The sequence below is a fragment of the Streptomyces sp. MMG1533 genome (assembly GCF_001279775.1).
In the GTDB taxonomy this organism is placed as follows: Bacteria; Actinomycetota; Actinomycetes; order Streptomycetales; family Streptomycetaceae; genus Streptomyces.
The window spans coordinates 64,541-85,953 of sequence record NZ_LGDG01000260.1; the positions used below are offsets into that span (position 1 = coordinate 64,541).

The 21,413-nt window shown below is 71.8% G+C and carries 22 protein-coding genes and 2 pseudogenes; 12 read left to right on the plus strand and 12 right to left on the minus strand.

From position 1 onward, the window contains the following. Positions 1–332: 332 nt before the first annotated feature. Positions 333–1,095, minus strand: a pseudogene (locus ADK57_RS52670) (AfsR/SARP family transcriptional regulator); the annotation flags it as partial. Between the two features lie 129 nt (positions 1,096–1,224). Beyond that, positions 1,225–1,908 carry a DUF6578 domain-containing protein gene (locus ADK57_RS38630; RefSeq protein ID WP_053754366.1) on the minus strand — a complete coding sequence of 228 codons (684 nt, stop codon included), beginning with the start codon at positions 1,906–1,908 and terminating at the stop codon, positions 1,225–1,227. A 104-nt stretch (positions 1,909–2,012) separates the two neighbouring features. Between ADK57_RS38630 and ADK57_RS38635 the strand changes: the two genes are divergently transcribed. After that, on the plus strand, positions 2,013–2,813 hold the full coding sequence (locus ADK57_RS38635) for a site-2 protease family protein (RefSeq protein WP_053754367.1): 801 nt from the start codon (positions 2,013–2,015) through the stop codon (positions 2,811–2,813). Here ADK57_RS38635 and ADK57_RS38640 read toward each other — a convergent pair. Then, positions 2,803–2,982, minus strand: coding sequence for a hypothetical protein (locus ADK57_RS38640; protein ID WP_053754368.1), 180 nt, complete (start codon positions 2,980–2,982; stop codon positions 2,803–2,805). The two genes, ADK57_RS38635 and ADK57_RS38640, sit on opposite strands and share 11 nt — an antisense overlap. A gap of 60 nt (positions 2,983–3,042) precedes the next feature. After that, positions 3,043–3,747 carry an NADPH-dependent F420 reductase gene (gene npdG, locus ADK57_RS38645; protein WP_053754369.1) on the minus strand — a complete coding sequence of 235 codons (705 nt, stop codon included), beginning with the start codon at positions 3,745–3,747 and terminating at the stop codon, positions 3,043–3,045. Positions 3,748–3,945: 198 nt separating this feature from the next. On the opposite strand from npdG, the gene ADK57_RS38650 reads away from it, so the two are divergent. After that, positions 3,946–4,548: a hypothetical protein gene (locus tag ADK57_RS38650; RefSeq protein ID WP_053754370.1), complete on the plus strand. Its 603-nt coding sequence runs from the start codon at positions 3,946–3,948 to the stop codon at positions 4,546–4,548. A 175-nt stretch (positions 4,549–4,723) separates the two neighbouring features. After that, entirely contained in the window at positions 4,724–6,049 is a 1,326-nt protein-coding gene (locus ADK57_RS38655; protein ID WP_053754371.1) for an MFS transporter, read from the plus strand. Here the strand turns inward: ADK57_RS38655 and ADK57_RS38660 are convergent, their stop codons facing one another. After that, on the minus strand, positions 6,050–6,280 hold the full coding sequence (locus ADK57_RS38660; RefSeq protein ID WP_053754372.1) for a hypothetical protein: 231 nt from the start codon (positions 6,278–6,280) through the stop codon (positions 6,050–6,052). A gap of 58 nt (positions 6,281–6,338) precedes the next feature. Between ADK57_RS38660 and map the strand changes: the two genes are divergently transcribed. Both map and ADK57_RS38670 read left to right on the plus strand, forming a co-directional pair. Next, positions 6,339–7,196 (plus strand): type I methionyl aminopeptidase, encoded by an 858-nt coding sequence (gene map / locus ADK57_RS38665; protein ID WP_053754373.1) that lies wholly within the window; start codon positions 6,339–6,341, stop codon positions 7,194–7,196. A gap of 142 nt (positions 7,197–7,338) precedes the next feature. Further along, entirely contained in the window at positions 7,339–7,986 is a 648-nt protein-coding gene (locus ADK57_RS38670; protein WP_053754374.1) for a heme oxygenase (biliverdin-producing), read from the plus strand. Positions 7,987–8,015: 29 nt separating this feature from the next. On the opposite strand, the gene ADK57_RS38675 is transcribed toward ADK57_RS38670, so the two are convergent. After that, positions 8,016–8,660, minus strand: a complete 645-nt coding sequence (locus ADK57_RS38675) for a PhzF family phenazine biosynthesis protein (RefSeq protein WP_053754462.1) — start codon at positions 8,658–8,660, stop codon at positions 8,016–8,018. A gap of 213 nt (positions 8,661–8,873) precedes the next feature. Here ADK57_RS38675 and ADK57_RS38680 point away from each other — a divergent pair, with 213 nt between their 5' ends. From ADK57_RS38680 to ADK57_RS38705, 6 genes are all read left to right on the plus strand, one after another. Then, entirely contained in the window at positions 8,874–9,959 is a 1,086-nt protein-coding gene (locus ADK57_RS38680) for a FecCD family ABC transporter permease (RefSeq protein ID WP_053754375.1), read from the plus strand. Further along, positions 9,956–10,801, plus strand: a complete 846-nt coding sequence (locus ADK57_RS38685) for a heme ABC transporter ATP-binding protein (protein WP_053754376.1) — start codon at positions 9,956–9,958, stop codon at positions 10,799–10,801. The genes ADK57_RS38680 and ADK57_RS38685 overlap by 4 nt, the downstream gene beginning before the upstream one ends. Before the next feature lie 187 nt (positions 10,802–10,988). Next, positions 10,989–12,131 (plus strand): iron uptake system protein EfeO, encoded by a 1,143-nt coding sequence (gene efeO, locus ADK57_RS38690; protein WP_053754377.1) that lies wholly within the window; start codon positions 10,989–10,991, stop codon positions 12,129–12,131. Between the two features lie 17 nt (positions 12,132–12,148). Further along, positions 12,149–13,411 (plus strand): iron uptake transporter deferrochelatase/peroxidase subunit, encoded by a 1,263-nt coding sequence (gene efeB, locus ADK57_RS38695; RefSeq protein ID WP_053754378.1) that lies wholly within the window; start codon positions 12,149–12,151, stop codon positions 13,409–13,411. 4 nt (positions 13,412–13,415) lie between these two features. Next, a complete protein-coding gene (gene efeU / locus ADK57_RS38700) occupies positions 13,416–14,288 on the plus strand; it encodes an iron uptake transporter permease EfeU (protein WP_053754379.1) in 873 nt (290 codons plus the stop codon). Beyond that, positions 14,248–15,249, plus strand: a complete 1,002-nt coding sequence (locus tag ADK57_RS38705; RefSeq protein WP_053754380.1) for a hypothetical protein — start codon at positions 14,248–14,250, stop codon at positions 15,247–15,249. Before efeU ends, ADK57_RS38705 begins: the two co-directional genes overlap by 41 nt. Before the next feature lie 13 nt (positions 15,250–15,262). On the opposite strand, the gene ADK57_RS38710 is transcribed toward ADK57_RS38705, so the two are convergent. Together ADK57_RS38710 and ADK57_RS38715 are read right to left on the minus strand one after the other, a co-directional pair. Beyond that, the gene (locus ADK57_RS38710) at positions 15,263–15,907 is read right to left on the minus strand and encodes a CatB-related O-acetyltransferase (RefSeq protein WP_053754381.1); all 645 of its coding nucleotides are present in this window, start codon (positions 15,905–15,907) and stop codon (positions 15,263–15,265) included. Positions 15,908–15,935: 28 nt separating this feature from the next. Further along, a complete protein-coding gene (locus tag ADK57_RS38715) occupies positions 15,936–16,667 on the minus strand; it encodes a bifunctional DNA primase/polymerase (RefSeq protein ID WP_053754382.1) in 732 nt (243 codons plus the stop codon). 153 nt (positions 16,668–16,820) lie between these two features. On the opposite strand from ADK57_RS38715, the pseudogene ADK57_RS52675 reads away from it, so the two are divergent. Continuing rightward, positions 16,821–16,976 (plus strand): annotated as a pseudogene (locus ADK57_RS52675) (glycerophosphodiester phosphodiesterase); the annotation flags it as partial. On the opposite strand, the gene ADK57_RS38720 reads toward ADK57_RS52675, so the two are convergent. The 4 genes from ADK57_RS38720 to ADK57_RS38735 form a co-directional block, all read right to left on the minus strand. Next, a complete protein-coding gene (locus ADK57_RS38720) occupies positions 16,946–17,563 on the minus strand; it encodes a TetR/AcrR family transcriptional regulator (protein ID WP_053754383.1) in 618 nt (205 codons plus the stop codon). The pseudogene ADK57_RS52675 and the gene ADK57_RS38720 overlap by 31 nt on opposite strands. Positions 17,564–17,814: 251 nt before the next feature. Then, positions 17,815–18,795: a small ribosomal subunit Rsm22 family protein gene (locus ADK57_RS38725; RefSeq protein ID WP_053754384.1), complete on the minus strand. Its 981-nt coding sequence runs from the start codon at positions 18,793–18,795 to the stop codon at positions 17,815–17,817. 136 nt (positions 18,796–18,931) lie between these two features. Further along, positions 18,932–20,107 (minus strand): serine hydrolase domain-containing protein, encoded by a 1,176-nt coding sequence (locus ADK57_RS38730; RefSeq protein ID WP_053754385.1) that lies wholly within the window; start codon positions 20,105–20,107, stop codon positions 18,932–18,934. Then, a complete protein-coding gene (locus tag ADK57_RS38735) occupies positions 20,059–21,354 on the minus strand; it encodes a multidrug effflux MFS transporter (protein ID WP_053754386.1) in 1,296 nt (431 codons plus the stop codon). The genes ADK57_RS38730 and ADK57_RS38735 overlap by 49 nt, the downstream gene beginning before the upstream one ends. Positions 21,355–21,413 lie beyond the last annotated feature (59 nt).

The following is a 21,413-nucleotide window of genomic DNA, read 5'->3' on the forward strand; positions in this document are numbered from 1 at the left end:
CCGGGCAGCCGCCTCGGGGCCGCGCGGGCCGGACAGGCTGTGCGGGGCGTGCGGGCCGCGCGGGCCGGGGACGTCGGAGGACCCCTCAGGCCCGGACGGGCCCTGTGCGCCGTCCCCGGCGCCGGACCGCGCACCGAACGCATCCCCGTCACCCCCGTCGGCCGGCGGGCCGAGCGTGCGCCCGTCCGTGGCATCGGACGGCGAGGCCTGCCGGCCACCCCCGTCAGCCACGCGCGACGGCCCGGCCGCCTGCGCGCCGGAACCCGACCGGCGCCCACTCGCAGGCGCGCCGGAGCCCGGCCGGCCGCCGCCTCCGAACCTGCCTGAGCCCTGTCGACCGCCGCCCGGGGCGGGCCCGCCCCGGCCCTCCGGCCGGAGCAACTCCCCGTGCAGCGCCTTGAGTTCCGGGCCGGGGTCCGTGCCGAGTCGGTCTGCCAGGAGTTCTCGTACGGCCTCGTAGGCGGCCAGTGCCTCCGCCGTGCGGCCCGCGTCGCGCAGGGCGCGCAGGCGCAGGCACTGGAGGGGTTCGTCCAGGGGGTGGGTGTCGCACAGGGCGGTCAGTTCGGGCAGGGAGTGTTCGGCGTGGCCGAGGGCGAGGGCGGCGGTGTGGCGGGCGCGCAGGACGTCGAGGTGCCGGGTCTGCCGACGGGCCGCCTCGGCGGTGCGGTCGGGCAGGTCGGCGAGGGCCGGGCCGCGCCACAGGGCGAGCGCGTCGAGAACGACGGCCGCCTTCGCGGGGTCGCCGTCGGCCAGGGCACGGGCGCCCTCGCCCGCCAGCCGCTCGAAACGGTGCAGGTCGATGTCGTCGGGCGCGGCGGCGAGCCGGTAGCCGCCGTCCACCGAGGCGACCGCGTCCGCGCCGAGCGTCCGGCGCAGCCGCCCGACCAGCGCCTGCAACGCGCCCGTCGCGTCGGCGGGCGGGTCACCGTCCCCCCACACCTCCTCGACGAGGAGCCCCGCGGGCACGGTCCGGCCCGCCCGCAGCGCCAGCACGGTCAGCAGCGCACGCAGCCGCGCCCCGCCCACGGGGACGAGCGTGCCGTCGGGGCGGAGGGCCTGGGTGGTGCCGAGGATGCGGTAGCGCACGGGGTCCATTGTCTCCGGTGGCGTCGGGGCCGGTCACGGGGTTCCGGCGGTGCGGCGCGGACCGGCGGTGCCGGGCTCGGCCGGACCACACGTGTCGGCGCCCGGTCCCGCGGGGTCGCCGGTGCGTCATGCCGGGTCTCACCGGACCCTGCTGAAGGTCTCCAGCAGGGCCGCCAAGGCGTCCGGCGGGACTCCCTCCGTCTCCGCGCCGGGGTTCGCGCCCTCGTGCGGGATGCCGCTCGCCTCGCGCACGGCGTACGACAGCCACGAGTCCGTGCCCGGGACCTCCAGGGTCACCACCGCGCCCGCCTCGGAACGGCTTCGGTCACCGGTGAACCACTTGGGGCACCTGTCCACCGACCGCAGCCACCGCTCCCCCGGCACCGGCTCCCACGCGGCCTCCGACCCGGACTCCGGCTCCGCGAAGCCCTGGGTCAGCACCTGGATCGCCCGCACCCGCCCGCGGACCTCGGGGAGTTCGGCGCCGTGCGTCTGGACCGTGAGGAGACCGACCGAGCGGATCCGGTCCCCCGGCCGCACGGCGCCCGGTCCCTCCGGGGGAACGAGGTGCACGGGATGCTCCTGGAGGGCGACCACCAGGCCCGTGTCCTCCCGCACCACCCGCGAGGCACCCTCTTCCTCTTCGCCCGGCACGTCCTCCACCGGGCCGACGATCTTGGTGAGCTGGTCGTGCCAGCCGCCGCCCAGCACCTCGTCCGCGTCGCTGAGCAGCAGCGGCCAGCTCACCTCGTCCCCCAGCGAGAACGGCGTGCCACAACACTCCATCTGCCAGTCCGCGTAGAACACATGCCAAAGCCCCATGCCCTTACCTTCCACGGAACCCCATGGGGACCGCGAGACGTTTTCCCTGTACGCCCGGTACGGTCGGGCAGTCCCACCGCGTGCACGAGAGGCCAGGGAGCCCCATGACCACCGCCACCACCCGCCACAGCGACCGGCGGATCAGCCCCGTCTTCGTCGGGATCCTCGCCGTGACGGCGGTGACCGGCTGGGCCACCTGGACCGGGTTCGCCGAGCAGCCCGGGTTCTCGGTGTTCCTGTTCGTGACGGCCGCGTGGATCGTCTCCCTGTGCCTGCACGAGTACGCACACGCGCGTACCGCCCTGCACAGCGGCGACATCTCGGTCGGCGCGAAGGGTTATCTGACGCTGAACCCGCTGAAGTACACGCACGCCCTGCTGAGCATCGTGCTCCCCGTGCTCTTCGTGATCATGGGCGGCATCGGTCTTCCCGGCGGTGCCGTCTTCATCGAGCGCGGCCGGATCCAGGGCCGCTGGCGGCACAGTCTGATCTCGGCGGCCGGTCCGCTGACGAACGTCCTGTTCGCGATCGTCTGCACGGCCCCGTTCTGGCTGGACTCCCTGGACGGCGTGCCGCGCGACTTCCGGTTCGCCCTCGCCTTCCTCGCCCTGCTCCAGGTGACCGCCGCGATCCTGAACTTCCTGCCGGTCCCGGGCCTGGACGGCTACGGCGTCATCGAGCCCTGGCTGTCGTACGACATCAAGCGCCAGGTGGAGCCGTTCGCGCCCTTCGGCCTGCTGTTCGTGTTCGCGCTGCTGTGGCTCCCGGCGGTCAACAGCGCGTTCTTCGACGTGGTCGACTCGATCCTGAAGAGCCTCCAGATCAGCGACTTCGACACGTACTGCGGTCAGGAGCTGTACCGCTTCTGGCAGGGCACGAACGAGTTCTGCCAGGTCAGCCAGTGACGGACTTCCGGACCTTCTCGCGCTTCACGTAGTACCAGCACATGTTGGACGACAGTCCTGCGAGCAGCACCCACACGATCCCCAGAAAGCTGCCCTGGGCGAAGGAGACGACCGCCGCGGCCACCGCGAGGAGGCAGACGACGAGGGCGTAGAGGGCGAGGCGGGGCATGGGGTGGTTCTCCTGTCGGGGGACACTGCACTGCTGTGCCGAACAGTGTCCCCCATGCGCTCACACGTCGGTGATACGGAGTCCCGCGTGCGCCTTGTACCGGCGGTTCACGGAGATCAGGTTGGCGACCAGCGACTCGACCTGATGGGCGTTGCGCAGCCGCCCGGCGAAGATGCCGCGCATGCCGGGGATGCGGCCGGCCAGCGCCTGGACGATCTCCACATCGGCACGTACCTCGCCGAGCACCATCACGTCGGTGTCGATCTCCTCGATCTCCGGGTCCTGGAGCAGGACCGCCGACAGGTGGTGGAAGGCGGCCGTCACCCTCGCGTCCGGCAGCAGGGCGGCGGCCTGCTCGGCGGCACTGCCCTCCTCCGGCTTCAGCGCGTACGCGCCCTGCTTGTCGAAGCCGAGCGGGTTGACGCAGTCCACGACGAGCTTGCCCGCCAGTTCCTCGCGCAGCGACTCCAGGGTCTTGCCGTGCCCGTCCCACGGCACGGCGACGATCACGATGTCGCTGCGGCGGGCGGTCTCGGCGTTGTCGGCACCCTCGACGCCGTGGCCGAGCTCATCGGCGGCGGCCTGGGCGCGGTCCGCGGCACGCGAGCCGATGATCACCTTCTGGCCCGCCCTGGCGAGCCGGTAGGCGAGGCCCTTGCCCTGCGGGCCGGTGCCCCCGAGCACGCCGACGACCAGTCCGGAGACGTCGGGGAGGTCCCAGGGATCCTTGGCGGGGGCCTTCTGTGCACTGTCGGTAGAGGTCATGGGCCGACTTTACGTCCGCCTTGCCCACGGCGAAGGCTCGGGTGAGCCGCGTCACGGGCACGTGCCGACGGTCGGGGGAGGACGGGCGGCCGGCCTGTGCGCACGCCTGCCGAACAGCGGGCCCTCCTTTGCCCAAGTTGGGCGAATTCGGGGTGAACCGCTGTCCGCGAGGCACTGGTTGCGGCAGGATGCGGTCGCATGGATGCCGTACGGGTCGCATTGCTGCGCGAAGTGCTCGCCGGGACCGAGTGGTTGGGGGCCACACGCCGGTTCGCGGCGTCGCTGCGGGGATCCGTGGTGTCGTACGGAGGCGGTCTGCTGCTCGTCGGCACGACGGAGTACGAGCCGTGGCATCTCGCGGCCCACCTGGTGGACGAGGCCGCGTGGTCGGGGACGCCGGAACTCGCCCCGACTCTCGTACGGCACGACGCGCGCGCGTCCGACCCCGCGCATCTGTCGGTCGGGCCAGGGCGGTTGGCCGCCGCGCGGCGGGGCGAGACGCTGCTGGTCGTGTCTCCTCACGGGCCGGGTGATCCGCTGCTGGAGCGGGTGCACGACGCCCGGCGGGCCGGGGCGACGGTGCTGGCACTGGGCGCCGGCGGCGACGAACTCACGGCGATGGCCCACGAGTCGCTGACCGTGCCGGACGGGGCGGAGCTGGACCTGGACAGCGTGCAGCACCTGGTGAGCGCGGCGGCCGGGGAGAGCTCACTGCCGGCGCCGCGACGTCACCGGCGCTTCCGTGACCGTCTCTCCAGGCTGGCGGACGAACTGACGGCACCGCCCCCCGCCCGCTGGTGACCGCCCCACCGGCCCACCCGACCCGGGCGACCGTCCGCCATCGGCGTACGGCAACGGCAGCCGCCCGGTGCAGCAACACCCCCACCATCCTCGCCCGGCCGAATCGCGTCCTCCCAAAGGCTGCCGGGTGAAAAGCAGTTGCCCGCCGAAAGGCCGCCCCCGACCATGACCCCTCGTGACCGACGACGCCGCCGAACCCCCCTCCGGCCTTCGCGCCCTCCTTCCCGATCTGTCCCCGTGGCGGGCCTCCCGTGATTTCCGTCGGCTCTGGATCTCGGGACTGATCTCCAACTTCGGGACGTTCCTGACGTTCGTCGCACTGCCCGTGCAGCTGAAGGAACTGACCGGGTCGGCCGCGGCGGTGGGGGCGATCGGCGCCGTGGAGCTGGTGCCGCTGGTGGTGTTCGGGCTGTACGGCGGGGCGCTCGCGGACGCGTGGGACAAGCGGAAGCTGATCGTGTGGACGGAGGCCGGGCAGGGGCTGCTCTCGGTCGTTCTGCTGCTGAACGCGCTGCTGCCGGCGCCCGCGATCTGGCCGCTGTACGTCGTCGCCGCCCTGTCCTCCGCCCTGGTCTCCGTGCAGCGGCCCGCACTCGACTCACTGTGGCCGCGGATCGTGGCCCACGACCAGCTCCCGGCGGCGGCCTCGCTGAACTCCCTGCGCTGGACGGTCGGCGGGGTCGCGGGCCCGGCCCTGGCGGGGGTGGTGGTCGCCTACGCGGGGGTCGGCTGGGCGTACGGGGCCGACCTGCTGACCTTCGTCGTCTCCGTGGCCCTCGTCATGCGGATCGCCGCCTCCCCCGCCGCCCACGAGGCGGTGAAGCCGTCCCTGAGGGCGATCGCCGAGGGCGCCCGGTACGCGTGGGGCCGCAAGGAGCTGCTCGGCACCTACGCCGTCGACCTCGCCGCGATGTTCCTGGCGATGCCGCTCGCCGTGCTGCCGTTCCTCGCGGACGAGCTGGACGCCGAGTGGTCTCTGGGCCTGATGTATGCCAGCGTTCCGGCCGGGGCGCTGCTGGTGAGCCTGACCAGTGGCTGGACCTCGCGGATCCGGCGGCACGGGCGGCTGGTGGTGCTGGCGGCCGCGCTGTGGGGCGTGGCGATCGCGGCCGCCGGGCTCGTCGGCAACGTATGGCTGGTGCTGCTGTTCCTGACCCTCGCCGGGGGCGCCGACATGGTCAGCGGCATCTTCCGCGCGGCCATGTGGAACCAGACGATCCCCGACGAGCTGCGCGGCCGGCTCGCCGGGATCGAGCTGCTGTCGTACTCGGTGGGCCCGACGGTCGGCCAGGTGCGCAGCGGTGGTCTCGCGGCCTGGCTGGGGGTGCGGGCGTCGGTCTGGTCGGGCGGGCTGATGTGCGTGGGCGCGGTGGGGCTGCTGGCGCTGTGCCTGCCGAAGCTGATGACGTACGACGCACGGACGAACGAGCACGCGGTGCGGCTGCGCGAACAGCGCGCGGCAGCCGCACCTGCCCAGGCTCGGACGCGGGCTCAGACCTGATCAGTCGTCGTCCCGGCCCGCCGCCGGGGCGTCGTGCCACTTGGGGTCGTTCTCCCACTCGAGGTTGCGTTCGCGGGCCGTCGCCATCGCGTGTTCGGCCTCCTTGCGGGTGGCGTACGGACCGAACCGGTCCTTGGCGGGGCACTCCGGCCCCTCCTCGACCTTCTTGTGCTGCAGGCAGTAGTACCACTCGCCCGGTTTGCCGACCGTCCGCTTCTTGAACAGGGCCATGACCAGCTCCTCTCGCCACCGACATGTTCCCCCATGGCCGCTGGTTAGACTCGCTGGCATGTCTGGCCAGTCGCTGCTCGTCCCAGGGGAGCTGTCCCCCATCCGTTCCGTGCCCGGAAACATCCGCCGTCCCGAGTACGTCGGCAAGCCCGCGCCCACGCCGTACACAGGGCCGGAGGTGCAGACCCCCGAGACGATCGAGGCGATGCGCGTCGCCGGCCGGATCGCCGCTCGGGCGATGGCGGAGGCCGCGAAGCTGATCGCGCCGGGTGTCACCACCGACGAGCTGGACAAGGTGGCGCACGACTACATGTGCGACCACGGCGCCTACCCCTCGACGCTGGGCTACCGCAGCTTTCCCAAGTCCCTGTGCACATCCGTCAACGAGGTCATCTGCCACGGCATCCCGGACTCGACGGTGCTTCGCGACGGCGACATCGTCAACCTGGACGTGACGGCGTACATCGGCGGGGTGCACGGCGACAACAACGCGACGTACCTGGTGGGGGACGTCGACGAGGAGTCGCGGCTGCTGGTGGAGCGGACCCGGGAGTCCCTCGACCGCGCGATCAAGGCGGTCAAGCCGGGCCGGCAGATCAACATCATCGGGCGGGTCATCGAGTCGTACGCGAAGAGGTTCGGATACGGCGTGGTCCGCGACTTCACCGGGCACGGGATCAACTCGTCGTTCCACTCCGGGCTGATCATCCCGCACTACGACAGCCCGCACGCGACGACCGTGATCCAGCCCGGGATGACGTTCACGATCGAGCCGATGCTGACGCTCGGGACCCACGAGTACGACATGTGGGACGACGGCTGGACGGTCGTGACGAAGGACCGCAAGCGCACGGCCCAGTTCGAGCACACGCTGGTGGTGACGGAGACGGGTGCGGAGATTCTGACGCTGCCGTAGCTCTGACGTCCGCCCGAGCCCGCTCTCCTCGGAGGGCGGGCTCCTTGCATGTGGGTCCGGCTGCCTTTCCGGGTACCGTTTTACCGACAGAGAGTCGGCAAAGCATTGACTTAGGTAAGCCTAACCACAGAAAATTGGGCTCATGGACTCCTTCTCGACAGTCATCCGCACCGCCTCCCACGAGCAGCACATGGAGGCGGAGACCTCGACGTTCATGAGCGACCTGCTCGGCGGCAGGCTCGGCGTCGACGCGTACGCGCGCTACACCGAGCAGCTGTGGTTCGTGTACGAGGCGCTGGAGGCCGGGGCGGAGAAGCTGGCGTCGGACCCGGTGGCCGGGCCTTTCATCCGGCCCGAGCTGTTCCGGCTGAGCGCGCTGGAGCGGGACCTGGCCCATCTGCGCGGCCCCGACTGGCGTGCGCGGGTGTCAGCGCTGCCGGCGACGGGGGCGTACGTGGAGCGGGTGCGGGAGTGCGCCGAGCGGTGGCCGGCCGGGTACATCGCCCACCACTACACGCGCTACCTCGGCGACCTGTCCGGCGGCCAGATCATCCGCGACAAGGCGGAGAAGACCTGGGGCTTCGAGAAGAAGGGCGACGGGGTTCGCTTCTACGTGTTCGAGGAGATCGGCAACCCGGCCGCGTTCAAGCGGGGTTACCGCGAACTGCTGGACGCGGTCCGGGCGGACGACCTGGAGAAGCAGCGGATCGTCGCCGAGTGCAAGAAGGCGTTCGCCTTGAACACGGGGGTCTTCCGGGCCCTGGGCGAGGAGTTCCGCCTGTCCGCGTGAGCGTCCCGGGGGCTCGGTGAACGCCGGGTTCAGCGTTCCAGGAACACGCGGCCGCCCACCTCCACCCAGCCCCCCGGCTGCGGCGCCGTCAGGATCTGCGAGCCCGCGCCCTGCGTGATGTTCAGGGCGCGGCCCAGCCGGTCCGTCAGCAGCAGTGCCGCCGCGCCCGTCGCCTCGTCCTCCTCGATGCCGTCGTCGCGGCCGGGGAAGGCGCGGGCGCGGACGCGGCCGGCCGCCTCGTCCTCCCAGGCCCAGGCGTAGATCCACTCCCCCTTCGGCGGGACGGGCAGGTCGTCGACCTCCGCCGCCGTGGCGTACTGACGCAGCGTGCGCGGCGGGGCCCACGCCGCCAGCGCCTCGATCCAGCTGAACTCCCCGTCCAGGCGGGCGCCCACCACCCCGGCCGGTGTGACCAGTTCGGGCACGTCGAGCAACCAGGCTGTGCCGACGCAGGGGTGGCCGGCGAAGGGCAGGCGCAGGGTCGGCGTGTAGATGTCGATGACACCGCGCTCGGGATCGTCCACGAACACGGTCTCGCTGAAGCCCAGCTTTCCGGCGAACGCCTGCCGCTCCTCGGGGTCCGGCATCACGGAGCCCTCGCGGACGACGCCGAGCTCGTTGCCGTATCCGCCGTTCGCCCCGCAGAAGACACGGAGCACGTCGTAGTCAGTCACGCGGGGCATTGTGCCTTGAGTGGTGGCCCGGCGCCGGGGCGGGGCTCGCCGGGGCCTTCGCCCACGGTCGGCTTCCGATGATTTCCACCCAAGCCAGGTAAGGCTAACCTAATCTGAATCGGATCTGCGCTGACCCCCAGCAGAGAGTGCACGTCAACGGCGTGCGCGGAGAGGAACGGCCTCGGTGCGACGGCTCTGCAAGGACGGTGGCGCATGACCGTACTGGACAAGGCGGTGGGAAAGGCGCCCGCCGAGACGCCGCCGCACGGCCGGCGTTCCGCCACCTGGCTGCTGACCGCCGGACTGGTGGTCGCCCTGCTGGTCCTCGTACCGGTGGCCGCCGGTGTCGGCGCCTATCCGGTGCCGGTCGGTGACGTCCTCGCCTCGGTGCAGCACAAAGCCGGACTGGGCGGCGCGGAGCCGGACCGGGTCGCGGAGTCGGTGCTGTGGAACGTCCGCTTTCCTCGGATCGTGCTCGCGCTGCTCATCGGCGCCTCGCTGGGCTGCGCGGGCGCGCTGATGCAGGGCGTCTTCGGCAACCCGCTCGCCGAACCGGGCGTCATCGGGATCTCCTCGGGCGCCGCGGTGGGGGCGGTCGCCACGATCGCCCTCGGGCTCGACTTCTTCGGTACGTGGACGGTTTCCGTCTGTGCCTTCGCCGCCGGGCTCGGCACGGTCCTGCTCGTGTACGCGATGTCGCGCGAGGGCGGCCGTACGGAGGTCGTGACGCTGATCCTCACCGGTATCGCGCTGAACGCGTTCGCGGGGGCGGTGATCGGGCTGTTCCTGTTCTACGCGGACGCCGCGGCCATCCAGCAGATCACCTTCTGGCAGCTCGGCTCGCTGGCCCAGGCGACCTGGCCGAAGGTGCTCGCGGTACTGCCGTGCGCGGTGATCGGGCTGGTCGTGGCGCCGCTTTACAGCCGTCGTCTCGACCTGCTGGCGCTCGGGGAACGGCCGGCCCGGCATCTGGGCGTGGACGTGGAGCGGATGCGGGTCGCACTCATCGTCGTCATCGCGCTGCTGACCGCGGCGGCCGTGAGCGTCGCCGGGATCATCAGCTTCGTCGGCCTCGTCGTGCCGCATCTGCTGCGCATGTCGGCCGGGCCCGGGCACCGGTTCCTGGTTCCGGGCAGCGCCCTGCTCGGCGCGGTCGTCCTGCTCGCCGCCGACCTCGCGGCCCGCACGATCGCCGCTCCCGCCGAACTGCCGCTCGGTGTCCTGACCGCCCTGCTGGGCAGTCCGTTCTTCTTCTGGCTGCTGCGCCGCACCCGGCGCAGGCAAGGGGGTTGGGCATGAAGCTCCGCACGGCCCGCCCGGGGATGTTCCTGCGCACCCGTCCGGTACCGCCTCACCCGGCCGAACCCGGAGACGTCCTCGCCGAGGCCGCGGACCTCCACGTCCGCCTCGGCTCCCGGGAGGTCCTCGACGGAGTGTCCGTCACCGTCCGCGCGGGCGAGGTGCTCGCCCTGGTCGGCCCCAACGGGGCGGGCAAGTCGACCCTGTTGGGCGCCCTGGCCGCCGATCTGCCGCCGGCCGCAGGCGTCGTCCGCATCCTCGGCCGCCCGGCGACCCGGTGGTCCGCACCCGAACTCGCCCTGCGCCGGGCCGTGCTGCCCCAGTCGGCCGCGCTGTCCTTCCCCTTCAGGGTCGAGGAGGTCGTCCGGATGGGCCGCGCGCCCTGGGCCGCGCTCGGCATGGAGGACGACGACGCGGCCGTGGCCGAGGCGATGGCCGCGACCGAGGTGACCGCCTTCGCCGTACGACCGTTCTCCGCGCTCAGCGGCGGCGAGCGGGCCCGGGTCGCGCTCGCCCGGGTGCTCGCCCAGCGCGCTCCCCTGCTGCTGCTCGACGAGCCGACCGCCGCCCTCGACCTCAGGCACCAGGAGCTGGTGCTGCGGGTGTGCCGGGAGCGGGCGCGGGCCGGGGACGCGGTGGTGGTCGTCCTGCACGACCTGGGGCTCGCGGCGGCCTACGCGCACCGGGTCGCGATCCTGCACGCCGGTCGGGTCGCCGCGGAGGGTGCGCCGGCCGAGGTGTTCTCCGACCGGCTGCTGACGGAGGTCTACGACCAGCCCGTAGAGGTGCTTCCGCATCCGCGCACGGGAGAGGTCCTGGTGACCCCGCGCCGGGACACTTGACCGTCGCTTGACCTTCTCATGAGATCCATTTTTAGCCACCGTGATCGAGCCGTGCTCATACACCGTCCATGAGAGCTGAATCACCGTATGGGCGGGTAGGACACAGGAAAACCTTAGGTACGTTAGGCGAGCCTCACCTTACGTGAGGCGCGTCACGCGTATTTTTCGGCCATTCCTTGGAGCCTGCATGCGAGCCGTCAGATTCTCCGCTCTCACCGCTGTCGCCACCGCGGCGGCGCTGGCCGCCGTCACCGGCTGCACCGAGAAGGGCAGCTCGGGGAGCGGCGACCGGGTCATCAAGGTGACGGCGACGGACGACAAGTGCGAGGTGTCGAAGAAGGAGTTCCCGGCCGGCCACGTCGAGCTCGCCATCGAGAACAAGGGCTCCAAGGTCACCGAGGTCTACGTCCTCTTCCCGGACGACCGGATCGTGACCGAGCGCGAGAACATCGGTCCCGGTACCAAGCAGAAGGTCACCGCCGAGGTGAAGGCCGGCGACTACACGATCGCCTGCAAGCCCGGTATGAAGGGCGACGGCATCCGCCAGGCCGTCAAGGCCACCGGCGGCACGGTCGCCAAGCGCGACCCGCGCCTCGACAAGTCCGTCGCCTCCTACCGCAGTTACGTGCAGGAGCAGGCCGACGAGACGCTGCCGCTCGCCGAGGCCTTCGCCAAGGCGGTCAAGGACGGTGACATCGAGGCCGCGAAGAAGGCCTACGCGCCCTCCCGCATCGGCTGGGAGCGCACCGAGCCGGTCGCGGAGTCCTTCGGTGACATAGACCCGAAGGTCGACGTCCGCGCGGACGGTCTGGAGGACGGCCAGAAGTTCACCGGCTGGCACCGCCTGGAGAAGGCCCTCTGGCAGGACAAGAAGATCGGCGCCGAGGAGAAGACCCTCGCCGACCAGCTGATCACCGACCTCAAGGACTGGCAGAAGCGGGTCGGCAAGGCCGAGATCACCCCGACCTCCATGGCCAACGGCGCCAAGGAGCTGCTCGACGAGGTCGCCACCGGCAAGGTCACCGGCGAGGAGGAGCGCTACTCGCACACCGACCTGGTCGACTTCAAGGCGAACGTCGAGGGCGCGGAGAAGTCGTACGAGCTGCTGAAGCCGGTGGCGAAGGAGAACGACGCGGCGCTGGTCACCGAGCTGGACAAGCAGTTCGCCGCGCTGAACACGCTGCTGGACAAGTACCGGGCGGACAAGACGTCGTACGAGTTCACCTCGTACGACAAGGTCAGCGAGGCCGAGCAGAAGGAGCTGTCGGACGCGGTGAACGCGCTCGCGGAGCCGCTGTCCAAGCTCGCCGCCGCCGTCGTAGCGAAGTAGAGGCAGGGGACACGGTCATGACGGACAACTCCGCCAACTCCTCGGAAGCCGCCGCTCCCTCCCGGCGCGCGCTGATCGGCTGGGGCGGTGCCGGGCTCGCGCTCGGTGCCGTGGCGGCCGGCGGTACGGTCGCGATGACCCGTACCGGCGACGACGTCGATCCGGCCGGCGCCGAGACGGGCGCCGCGATCGCCTTCCACGGCGCCCACCAGGCGGGCATCTCGACGCCCGTGCAGGACAGGCTGCACTTCGCCGCCTTCGACGTGACGACCGACGACCGCGCCGCCTTCGTGCAGATGCTGAAGGACTGGACCGAGGCCGCGCGGCGGATGACCGCCGGGCACGCGGTCGGCGAGGGCGCGTACGGCGGTCTCGCCGAGGCTCCGCCGGACGACACCGGCGAGGCGCTGGGGCTGAAGCCGTCGCGGCTGACGCTGACGATCGGGTTCGGGCCGTCGCTGTTCGAGAAGTTCGGGCTGAAGGGGAAGCGGCCGCCGGCGCTGATCGACCTCCCCCAGTTCGCCGGCGACAACCTCGACAAGAACCGCAGCGGCGGCGACCTGTGCATCCAGGCGTGTGCGGACGACCCGCAGGTCGCCGTGCACGCGATCCGCAACCTCGCCCGGATCGGCTTCGGCAAGGTCGTCATCCGCTGGTCGCAGCTCGGCTTCGGCAAGACGTCGTCCACCACTCCCGAGGCGCAGACCCCGCGCAACCTGATGGGCTTCAAGGACGGCACCCGCAACATCGCGGGGACGGAGGCCGACCGCCTGAAGAAGTTCGTGTGGGTCGACCAGGAGGACGGTCCCGACTGGATGGCCGGCGGCTCCTACCTCGTCGCCCGCCGCATCCGGATGCACATCGAGACCTGGGACCGCACCTCGTTGCAGGAGCAGGAGGACATCTTCGGCCGCGACAAGGGCGAGGGCGCCCCGGTCGGCAAGGCCAAGGAGCGCGACAAGCCGTTCCTGAAGGCGATGCTGCCCGACGCGCACGTGCGGCTCGCGCATCCCGACTCCAACCACGGGGCGACCATCCTGCGCCGCGGCTACTCCTTCACCGACGGCACGGACGGTCTCGGCCGCCTCGACGCGGGCCTGTTCTTCCTCGCCTACCAGCGGGACGTCCGCAAGGGCTTCGTCCAGATCCAGCGCAATCTGGCCAAGGACGCCCTCAACGAGTACATCCAGCACGTGGGTTCCGCGGTGTTCGCGGTCCCGCCCGGCGTCCGCGGCAAGGACGACTGGTGGGGCAGCGCGCTGCTGACCGAGGAGGCCTGACTCCGTGTTCTCCAACTACCTCATCGGCCTGCGCGAGGGGCTGGAAGCCAGCCTCGTCGTCTGCATCCTCATCGCCTACCTGGTCAAGACGGACCGCCGCGACGCACTGAAGCCCATCTGGATCGGCATCGGCGTCGCGGTCGCCCTCGCGCTCGGGTTCGGCTGCGCGCTCGAATTCGGCTCGCAGGAGCTGACGTTCGAGGCGCAGGAGGCGCTCGGCGGCAGCCTGTCGATCCTCGCGGTGGGCCTGGTGACGTGGATGGTGTTCTGGATGCGGCGCACCGCCCGGCACCTGAAGTCGGAGCTGCACGGCAAGTTGGACGCCGCCCTGCAGATGGGCACCGGCGCCCTGGTCGCCACCGCCTTCCTCGCGGTCGGCCGGGAGGGCCTGGAGACCGCCCTGTTCGTGTGGGCGTCGGTGCACGCGGCCAGCGACGGCACCCCGCGCCCGCTGGTCGGCGTCGGCCTGGGCATCGCGACGGCGGTGTTCCTCGGCTGGCTGTTCTACCGGGGCGCGGTGCGCATCAACCTCGCCAAGTTCTTCACCTGGACCGGCGGGATGCTGGTCGTGGTGGCCGCGGGCGTGCTGGCGTACGGCTTCCACGACCTCCAGGAGGCGGACTGGCTGCCGGGCCTGACCGACAAGGCCTTCGACATCACCGGGACCATCCCTCCGGACAGTTGGTACGGCACGCTCCTCAAGGGCGTTTTCAACTTCCAGCCCGACCCGACGGTCCTTCAGGTCACGGTGTGGATGCTGTACTTGATCCCGACGCTCGTGCTGTTCCTCGCCCCGGTAGGGTTCGCCTCCGGGAAGGGGAAGGTGAAGGGACCTGATGAGCAGGGATCGCGGCCCTCGAAGGCTTCGCAGTCTTGACCGGAGCGCACTGATAGCAGCGTCGGTGACCGCTTTGTCGTTGACGGCGAGCGGATGCATGGTGGTGCACGGGGAGCGGGAGGTGCTGCCTGCGGCCACGCGGGCGGAGGCCGCCAAGGCCCTCCAGCAGTTCACAGACGCGTACAACAAAGCCGACAAGGCGTACGACAGTTCCCTGGACGCCGACTTCGTCGCCGGCGCCCTGGCGGACATCGACCGGGCCCGGCTGAAGGCGGGCGCGGCCAACAACCCGGACGGCAATCCGGCGCACACACCGCTGAAGCTGACGGACGCGAAGTTCACGATCCCGAAGAAGGCGGGCTGGCCCCGCTGGTTCGTCGCCGACGCGGCCGGCAACAAGGGCGGCACCTCGCGCTGGCTGCTCGTGTTCACGCGGGGCGGTCTGGACGAGCCGTGGCAGGTGGCGTATCTGACGCTGGTCGCGCAGGGGAAGGTGCCGGAGTTCAAGGAGGACGCGGACGGCTTCGCCGAGCCCGTGCCCGTGAACTCGACCCGACTGGCCGTCGCGCCCAAGGACTTGAGCAAGGACTACACGTCGTATCTCAAGGCCGGCGGGGACGGCTTCGCCGAGGGCGTGAACACCGACCAGTGGCGTGCGACCCGCGAGAAGAACGCGAAGAAGCCGGGCCTGGTCACGCAGTACATCGACGAGCCCCTGACGAGCGGCGACTACGCGCCGCTGGCGCTGCGCACGAAGGACGGCGGCGCGCTGGTGTTCTTCACCACGCACCACTACGAGAAGCAGACGGCCGCACAGGGCACTTCGGTACCGACGCCCAACAAGGACGTCCTCGCCCTGACGACCGGCGAGATAAAGCAGTCGCTCACCATGCAGTTCGTCTCCAACGAGGTGGCCCTGGACCCGCCGAAGGGCTCGGGTGACCAGAAGGTGACGGTGCTGGGCCGGATTCAGGGGCTGACGTCGGCGCAGGGCGAGTAGGACCTGCCGGGGGCTACGCCGGCTTCGGGGCGGCGGCTTCCAGGTCGTCGACGCTGCCCGACATGATCGTGCGCACATGCTCGGTGATGTGCTCGGCCGGCCAGTCCCACCAGGCCACGGCGAGGAGCCGGGCGATGTCCGGCTCGCTGAAGCGCGTGCGGATGAGCCGGGCCGGGTTCCCGCCGACGATGCCGTAGTCGGGCACGTCGGTGGTGACCACGGCGCCGGTGCCGATGATCGCGCCGTGTCCGATCCGTACGCCCGGCAGCACCGTCGTGCCGTGGCCGAACCAGACGTCGTGGCCGACGACGGTGTCGCCGCGGTCGGGCAGGCCGGTGAGCAGGTCGAAGTGCTCGGCCCAGGATCCGCCCATGGTGGGGAAGGGGAAGGTCGAGGGGCCGTCCATGCGGTGGTTGGCGCCGTTCATGATGAACCGCGTCCCCGTGCCCAGGGCGCAGAACCTGCCGATGATCAGCTTCTCCGGGCCGTAGTGGTAGAGCACGTTGCGCGTCTCGAACGCGGTCGGGTCGTCCGGGTCGTCGTAGTAGGAGTACTCCCCCACCTCGATCAGCGGCGACTTCACCAGCGGCCTGAGCAGCACCACCCGCGGCTGCTCGGGCATCGGACGGAGCACGGTCGGGTCGGCGGGTAACGGCATGGCGGGCGATTCCTCGTCAGGCGCGGGCTCAGCGGCGCGAGGGCCAGGCCGCGGTCGCGTGGTCGGGTTCCTCGCCGATGTAGCGGGCGCAGGCGTCGGTGAGGACTTCCAGGAGGGTCAGCGGGTCGGGCAGCGGGTGCTCGAGGCCGCGGACCCAGTGGACGGACTGGTCACCGGGGAGCCGGGCGGGCGGCACCAGGACGTAGGAGCCGCGGCAGTGCCAGCGCAGGCCCGGGTGCTCGTCCATCGTCTCGGGGTGGCAGTCCAGTTCGCACGGCCACCACTCGTCCTCGTCCTCGGGGGTGCCGCGGGTGAGGGTGAAGTACAGCAGGCGGCCGTCGTCGCTCTCGGCGACCGGGCCGACCTCGATGCCGGAGTCGAGCAGCCGCTCCAGCGCCTCCCTGCCCACCTCCAGCGGCACGTCGAGGACGTCGTGCACCATGCCGGTCGCGGTGATGAAGTTGGCCTCCGGCTGGTGCCGGGCCCAGCGCTCGATCTGACCGCGGTCCGTGGTCGACTGGGTCTGCCAGGCGAACGACACCGGGTGCCGGGCCGGGGTGGGACAGCCGACGCGGTCGCAGGAACATCGATAGCCCGGGGCGGGATACGCGGCGGGCGCCAGTGGCAGGCCCGCTCCGGCGGCGGCGAGCAGCAGGGCCTCACGACCGTCGTCGCCGACGGCCTCCTTCGGGCGGCGTCCACGCAGCCATTGGGAGATTTTGCCCTGCCGACCGGTGCGACCGCCGAACTCCGCGCTCATCGATCCCCTCGCCTCGCTGTCGTGCGGAACAGCATGCCCTATGGTCCCACTTTCCTGCGCTTCGGGGGGCCGGAGCCGACAACTGGGATGGCTGGGGCGAGACGGGCCCGTCACCGGGATCAAGTGTCATTGCGCGCTTTGGCGTGATTTACCTGGGCGCACACCGTGCTCACCTACGCGCAGCGGGACCGGGCGCCGGCGCTGGGCTGCGACGGGATCATCACGGACGCGCCGGGGAGGCCGGCACGGCAGCCCCTGGCAGGGCTCCCCGCCGGGGCTCAGCGCGGTGCGAGTCCGTGGAGGGCGTAGTCGACGAGGGTGTCGGTGTACTCGTACGAGATCGGGCCGGTGTACTGGAGCCAGCGCTGCGCCAGGGGTGAGACGAAGAGTTCGAGGGCGATGCGCGGGTCGAGCTCCCGGCGGATCTGACCGGCCTCCTGCGCGGCTCGCAGCCGGTCGACGTAGAGCTGGAGCGAGGGTTCGAGGAGCTTGCCCACGAAGACCCTGCCGAGCTGTTCGTTGACCACGCCTTCGGCGGCCAGGGCGCGGGACGGGGCCTCGAACCGGGGGTCCTTGAGCTGGTCGACGGTGGCCCGCAGCACACCCTTGAGATCGGCGGCGATATCGCCGGTGTCCGGGATGACGTACACGTCCTCCGGGGACGCCTCGCGCGACGCCTGCTCGCTCAGGTCGAGGAATGCCTCCAGCAGGACGTCCGCCTTCGACGACCACCACCGGTAGATCGTCTGCTTGCCTACGCCGGCGCGGGCGGCGATGCCCTCGATGGTGGTCCTGGGGTAGCCGATCTCGGCGACGAGTGTGATGGCGGCGTCGTAGATGGCGCGGCGGGACTTCTCGCTGCGGCGGGAGGTGTCGGGGGCGTGCTGCTTGACCATGGGGCGACGGTAGCAGGGAGGTGAGACGTGACGTCTCGTGGCGGGCGAGGGGTTTTTCGCCCCCGCCGCCCCTACCCGTCCCGTCCCTGGGGGCTGCGCCCCCAGACCCCCGCTTTCGGCCCGAAAGGCCTCGTCCTCAAACGCCGGACGGCTGAAAATCAGCCCCTCCGGCGTTTGAGGAGCGGGGTCTGGGGCGGAGCCCCAGAAGGACGGGACGGGTAGGGGCGGCGGGGGCGGAGAAATGCCCCGCGTCACTGCGGCCACGCGTCGCCCCAGTCCGCGTCGCGGGCCGCCTTGTACAGGTCGCCGTGGCGCTTGGTGATCGTGCGGCGGGTCAGTTGCTCCTCGGGCTCGCACAGGTCGAGGAGCACCTGGCCCTTGCGGATCTGGGGGCGCCGGACGATACGGGAGGAGGCCGGCGCGACAGGGAAGCGGGCGGCCGCGACGTAGGCGAACTTCTCGTCCTCGTAGGGGAGGGAGCCGCCCTTGACCTGGCGGTGGAGCGAGGAGCGGCTGACCCGCGCCGAGAAGTGGCACCAGTCCTCGCCCGGGACGATGGGGCAGGCGGCACTGTGCGGGCAGGGCGCGGCGACCTGGAACCCGGCGGCGATCAGTCGGTCGCGGGCCTCGATGACGCGGGCGTAGCCGTCGGGGGTGCCGGGTTCGACGATCACGACGGCCTGGGCGGCGGTCGCGGCGGCGTCGACGAGGGCGGCGCGGTCGGAGGCGGTGAGCTCGTTGAGGACGTACGACACGGTGACGAGGTCGGTGGTGTCGAGGGTGAGCGCCGAGCCGATCCGGGCGCGCCGCCAGATCGCGTCGCGCAGCGCCGGGTTGGCGGCGGCGACCTCGCGGCCCAGGGCGAGGGCGGGTTCGGCCCAGTCGAGGACGGTGACGGGGCGCTCGCCGGGCCAGGTCGCGGTGACGGCCCAGGTCGCGGCGCCGGTGCCGCCGCCGACGTCGATGTGGCCGCCGGGTGCCCAGTCCGGGACGGCCGCCGCGAACGCCTCCAGCGCGGAACGCACCGCCTCGAAGGTCGCGGGCATCCGGTAGGCGGCGTAGGCGGCCACGTCGGGGCGGTCCCGGAGGATCGGGGCGTTGGTCGGGGTGGCTCCCCGGTAGTTGGCGATCAGCCGGTCGACTGCCTGGGCGGCCTGGCGGGGCGGGAGGCCGTCGAGCAGGCCGGCGAGGGCGGCGCGCAGGGCGTCCGCCGGGGGTACGGGGTCGTTCACCCGGCGAGTCTACGAGTGCTCGGCGTCGGCGGGGGCCTCGCCGGGGAGGGCTCCGCCTCCGGACCCCCGGACCCCCGGACCCCCCGAACCTGTGCCCACCCGCCATCCGTCCCGGCCAGGGAAAAGAGGTGCCCCCTCACGTCCCCCGCACCGCCCGCGCCACCCTCGTCCCCGCTTCCGCCCGCGGCCTGCTGTCCGGCACGCGTCTTCGGGGATGCACCGTGTTGGCCAGCAGCACCACGAACGTGTCCGTGGCCTGGTCCATCACCAGCGAGGTTCCCGTGAAGCCCGTGTGGCCCGCCGCTCCCCTTCCCGCCAGCTCCCCCATGAACCACGGCTGGTCGAGGGCGAAACCCAGCCCCGGCGGGGTCAACATCAACTCCACGAAATCCGGACCGAGGATGCGGGCGGGGCCGTACGCGCCGCCCGCCAGCAACGCTCGGCAGAAGATCGCGAGGTCCCGGCCGGTCGAGAACAGGCCCGCGTGGCCGGCCACCCCGCCCAGTGCCCAGGCGTTCTCGTCGTGGACCACGCCCCGCAGCATGCCCCGGTCCGCCTTGGCCCACGGCCGGCGCTGGTCCTCCGTGGCCGCCGCGCCGGGGCAGGGGCCGAAGCAGGTGGACGTCATGCCGAGGGGGCGGGTGATGCCGTCGTGGACGAGGACGTCGAGGCCGCGGCCGGTGATGCGTTCCAGGACGTGCTGGAGCAGGAGCAGGTTCAGGTCGGAGTACGTGTAGGTGCCGGGCACCCCCACCGGCGACTCCGCCCGCAGCATCGCCATGCGTTCCGCGTCGTCGGCGCGGTCGTACAGGGGGACTTCGGGCCGCAGGCCGGAGGTGTGGGTGAGCAGCTCCCGTACGGTGATGCCGTGTTCGGCGGCCGCCCGGAAGTCCGGGAGGTACGCGCCGACCCGGGCGTCTATGCCGAGCGTGCCCCGTTCGATCTGCTGCACGGCGGCGACCGACGTGAACAGCTTGGTGAGGGACGCCAGGTCGAAGGGGGTGTCGACGGTCGTCGGGACACGTGCGTCGGGTGGCAGTTCGATGCCCCGGTCCGCCCCGGGGTCGTAGGACGCGTACCGGACGGCCCAGCCCGCCGCCTCCTCGACGGCGATCACCGGGCCGCGCCCGGCGACCACGACGGCGCCCGCCGCCCAGGGGCGCTCGCCTGCGGTGAGGTCGTGGACCTGCCGGCCGAGTTGTCGGAGTTCCTCGGGGTCGAGCCCGGCCCGCTCCGGGGTGTCGCTGCGCAGTTTCGGTGCGCTCAGCTCTCCGCTCCCTCCACACTCGCACGCCTGTTCCAAGGACGGCACATTCCCACGAAACAGGCCAGTGCCACCACTGCGGTGGCCAGTTGGACGACCGCCATCGGGACGGCGGTGTGCTCCCCGGCGATGCCGACGAGCGGGGTGGCGATCGCTCCGACGAGGAAGGAGGACGTGCCGAGCAGGGCGGACGCGGAGCCGGCGGCGTGCTTGACGCGCATGAGGGCGAGGGCCTGGGTGTTGGGGAGGGTGATGCCCATCGCCGACATCAGGACGAACAGCGCGGCGGCCACGGGCGCGAGGCCGACCTCGCCGAACACGCCCAGCGCCATCAGCAGCAGGGCCGTCGCCGCCAGGATCACGATGGTGAGGCCCACCGCCAGCACCCGGTCCAGGCTGACCCGCCCGACCAGCACCTTGCCGTTGATCTGGCCGACGATCACCAGGCCGACCGAGTTCAGCCCGAACAGCAGGCTGAAGGTCTGCGGGGAGGCGCCGTAGATCTCCTGGATCACGAACGGCGAGGCCGAGATGTAGGCGAACAGCGCGGCGAAGGCGAAGCTGCCCGCGAGCATGTAGCCGGAGAAGCCGCCGTCGGCGAGCAGCCCGCGCATCGCGCGCAGCGCCTCGCCGACGCCTCCGGAGTGGCGTTCGGCGGGTGCCAGGGTCTCGGGTAGCTTCGCCCACACCATCCCGGCCAGCAGCGCCCCGACGACCGTCAGGACCACGAACACGCCCCGCCAGTCCGTCACCCGCAGGATCTGCCCGCCGATGAGCGGCGCGACGATCGGGGCGACGCCGGAGATCAGCATGAGGGTGGAGAAGAAGCGGGCCATGGCCATGCCGTCGTGGAGGTCGCGGACGACGGCCCGCGCGATCACGATCCCGGCCGCGCCCGCGAGGCCCTGCGCCAGCCGGAAGACGACCAGGAGCTCGACGGTGGGCGCGAGCGCGCACAGGGCGGTGGCGACGACGTAGACGGCGAGGCCGGTGAGCAGGGGGCGCCTGCGGCCCCATCGGTCGCTCATCGGGCCGACCACCAGCTGCCCGAGCGCCATGCCGAGGAGGCAGGCGGTGAGGGTGAGCTGGACGGTCGCGGCGGGCGCGTTCAGGGACTTGGTGACCTGCGGGAGCGAGGGGAGGTACATGTCCATCGCCAGCGGGGGCGTGGCGGTGAGGCTGCCGAGGAGCACCGTGACGAGCAGGCCGGTGCGGCGCAGCGCGCGGGCGGCCGGTTCCGTTGTCGGTACCGCCGCCCGCGACACGTCCGGTGTCGGTGCCCCGTACTCGGGCATGTGCCCCTCCCTCTTCGACTGATCCGCCACCTATGCTCTCAGCTCGTACGGAGTGCCGA

Excerpts from the sequence above, each read along its gene's own strand:
- ADK57_RS38630 (WP_053754366.1), bottom strand. The coding sequence starts at position 1,908 with ATGGGGCTTTGGCATGTGTTCTACGCGGACTGGCAGATGGAGTGTTGT.
- ADK57_RS38635 (WP_053754367.1), top strand. The coding sequence starts at position 2,013 with ATGACCACCGCCACCACCCGCCACAGCGACCGGCGGATCAGCCCCGTC.
- ADK57_RS38640 (WP_053754368.1), bottom strand. The coding sequence starts at position 2,982 with ATGCCCCGCCTCGCCCTCTACGCCCTCGTCGTCTGCCTCCTCGCGGTG.
- npdG (WP_053754369.1), bottom strand. The coding sequence starts at position 3,747 with ATGACCTCTACCGACAGTGCACAGAAGGCCCCCGCCAAGGATCCCTGG.
- ADK57_RS38650 (WP_053754370.1), top strand. The coding sequence starts at position 3,946 with ATGGATGCCGTACGGGTCGCATTGCTGCGCGAAGTGCTCGCCGGGACC.
- ADK57_RS38660 (WP_053754372.1), bottom strand. The coding sequence starts at position 6,280 with ATGGCCCTGTTCAAGAAGCGGACGGTCGGCAAACCGGGCGAGTGGTAC.
- map (WP_053754373.1), top strand. The coding sequence starts at position 6,339 with ATGTCTGGCCAGTCGCTGCTCGTCCCAGGGGAGCTGTCCCCCATCCGT.
- ADK57_RS38670 (WP_053754374.1), top strand. The coding sequence starts at position 7,339 with ATGGACTCCTTCTCGACAGTCATCCGCACCGCCTCCCACGAGCAGCAC.
- ADK57_RS38680 (WP_053754375.1), top strand. The coding sequence starts at position 8,874 with ATGACCGTACTGGACAAGGCGGTGGGAAAGGCGCCCGCCGAGACGCCG.
- ADK57_RS38685 (WP_053754376.1), top strand. The coding sequence starts at position 9,956 with ATGAAGCTCCGCACGGCCCGCCCGGGGATGTTCCTGCGCACCCGTCCG.
- efeO (WP_053754377.1), top strand. The coding sequence starts at position 10,989 with ATGCGAGCCGTCAGATTCTCCGCTCTCACCGCTGTCGCCACCGCGGCG.
- efeB (WP_053754378.1), top strand. The coding sequence starts at position 12,149 with ATGACGGACAACTCCGCCAACTCCTCGGAAGCCGCCGCTCCCTCCCGG.
- ADK57_RS38705 (WP_053754380.1), top strand. The coding sequence starts at position 14,248 with ATGAGCAGGGATCGCGGCCCTCGAAGGCTTCGCAGTCTTGACCGGAGC.
- ADK57_RS38710 (WP_053754381.1), bottom strand. The coding sequence starts at position 15,907 with ATGCCGTTACCCGCCGACCCGACCGTGCTCCGTCCGATGCCCGAGCAG.
- ADK57_RS38715 (WP_053754382.1), bottom strand. The coding sequence starts at position 16,667 with ATGAGCGCGGAGTTCGGCGGTCGCACCGGTCGGCAGGGCAAAATCTCC.
- ADK57_RS38720 (WP_053754383.1), bottom strand. The coding sequence starts at position 17,563 with ATGGTCAAGCAGCACGCCCCCGACACCTCCCGCCGCAGCGAGAAGTCC.
- ADK57_RS38735 (WP_053754386.1), bottom strand. The coding sequence starts at position 21,354 with ATGCCCGAGTACGGGGCACCGACACCGGACGTGTCGCGGGCGGCGGTA.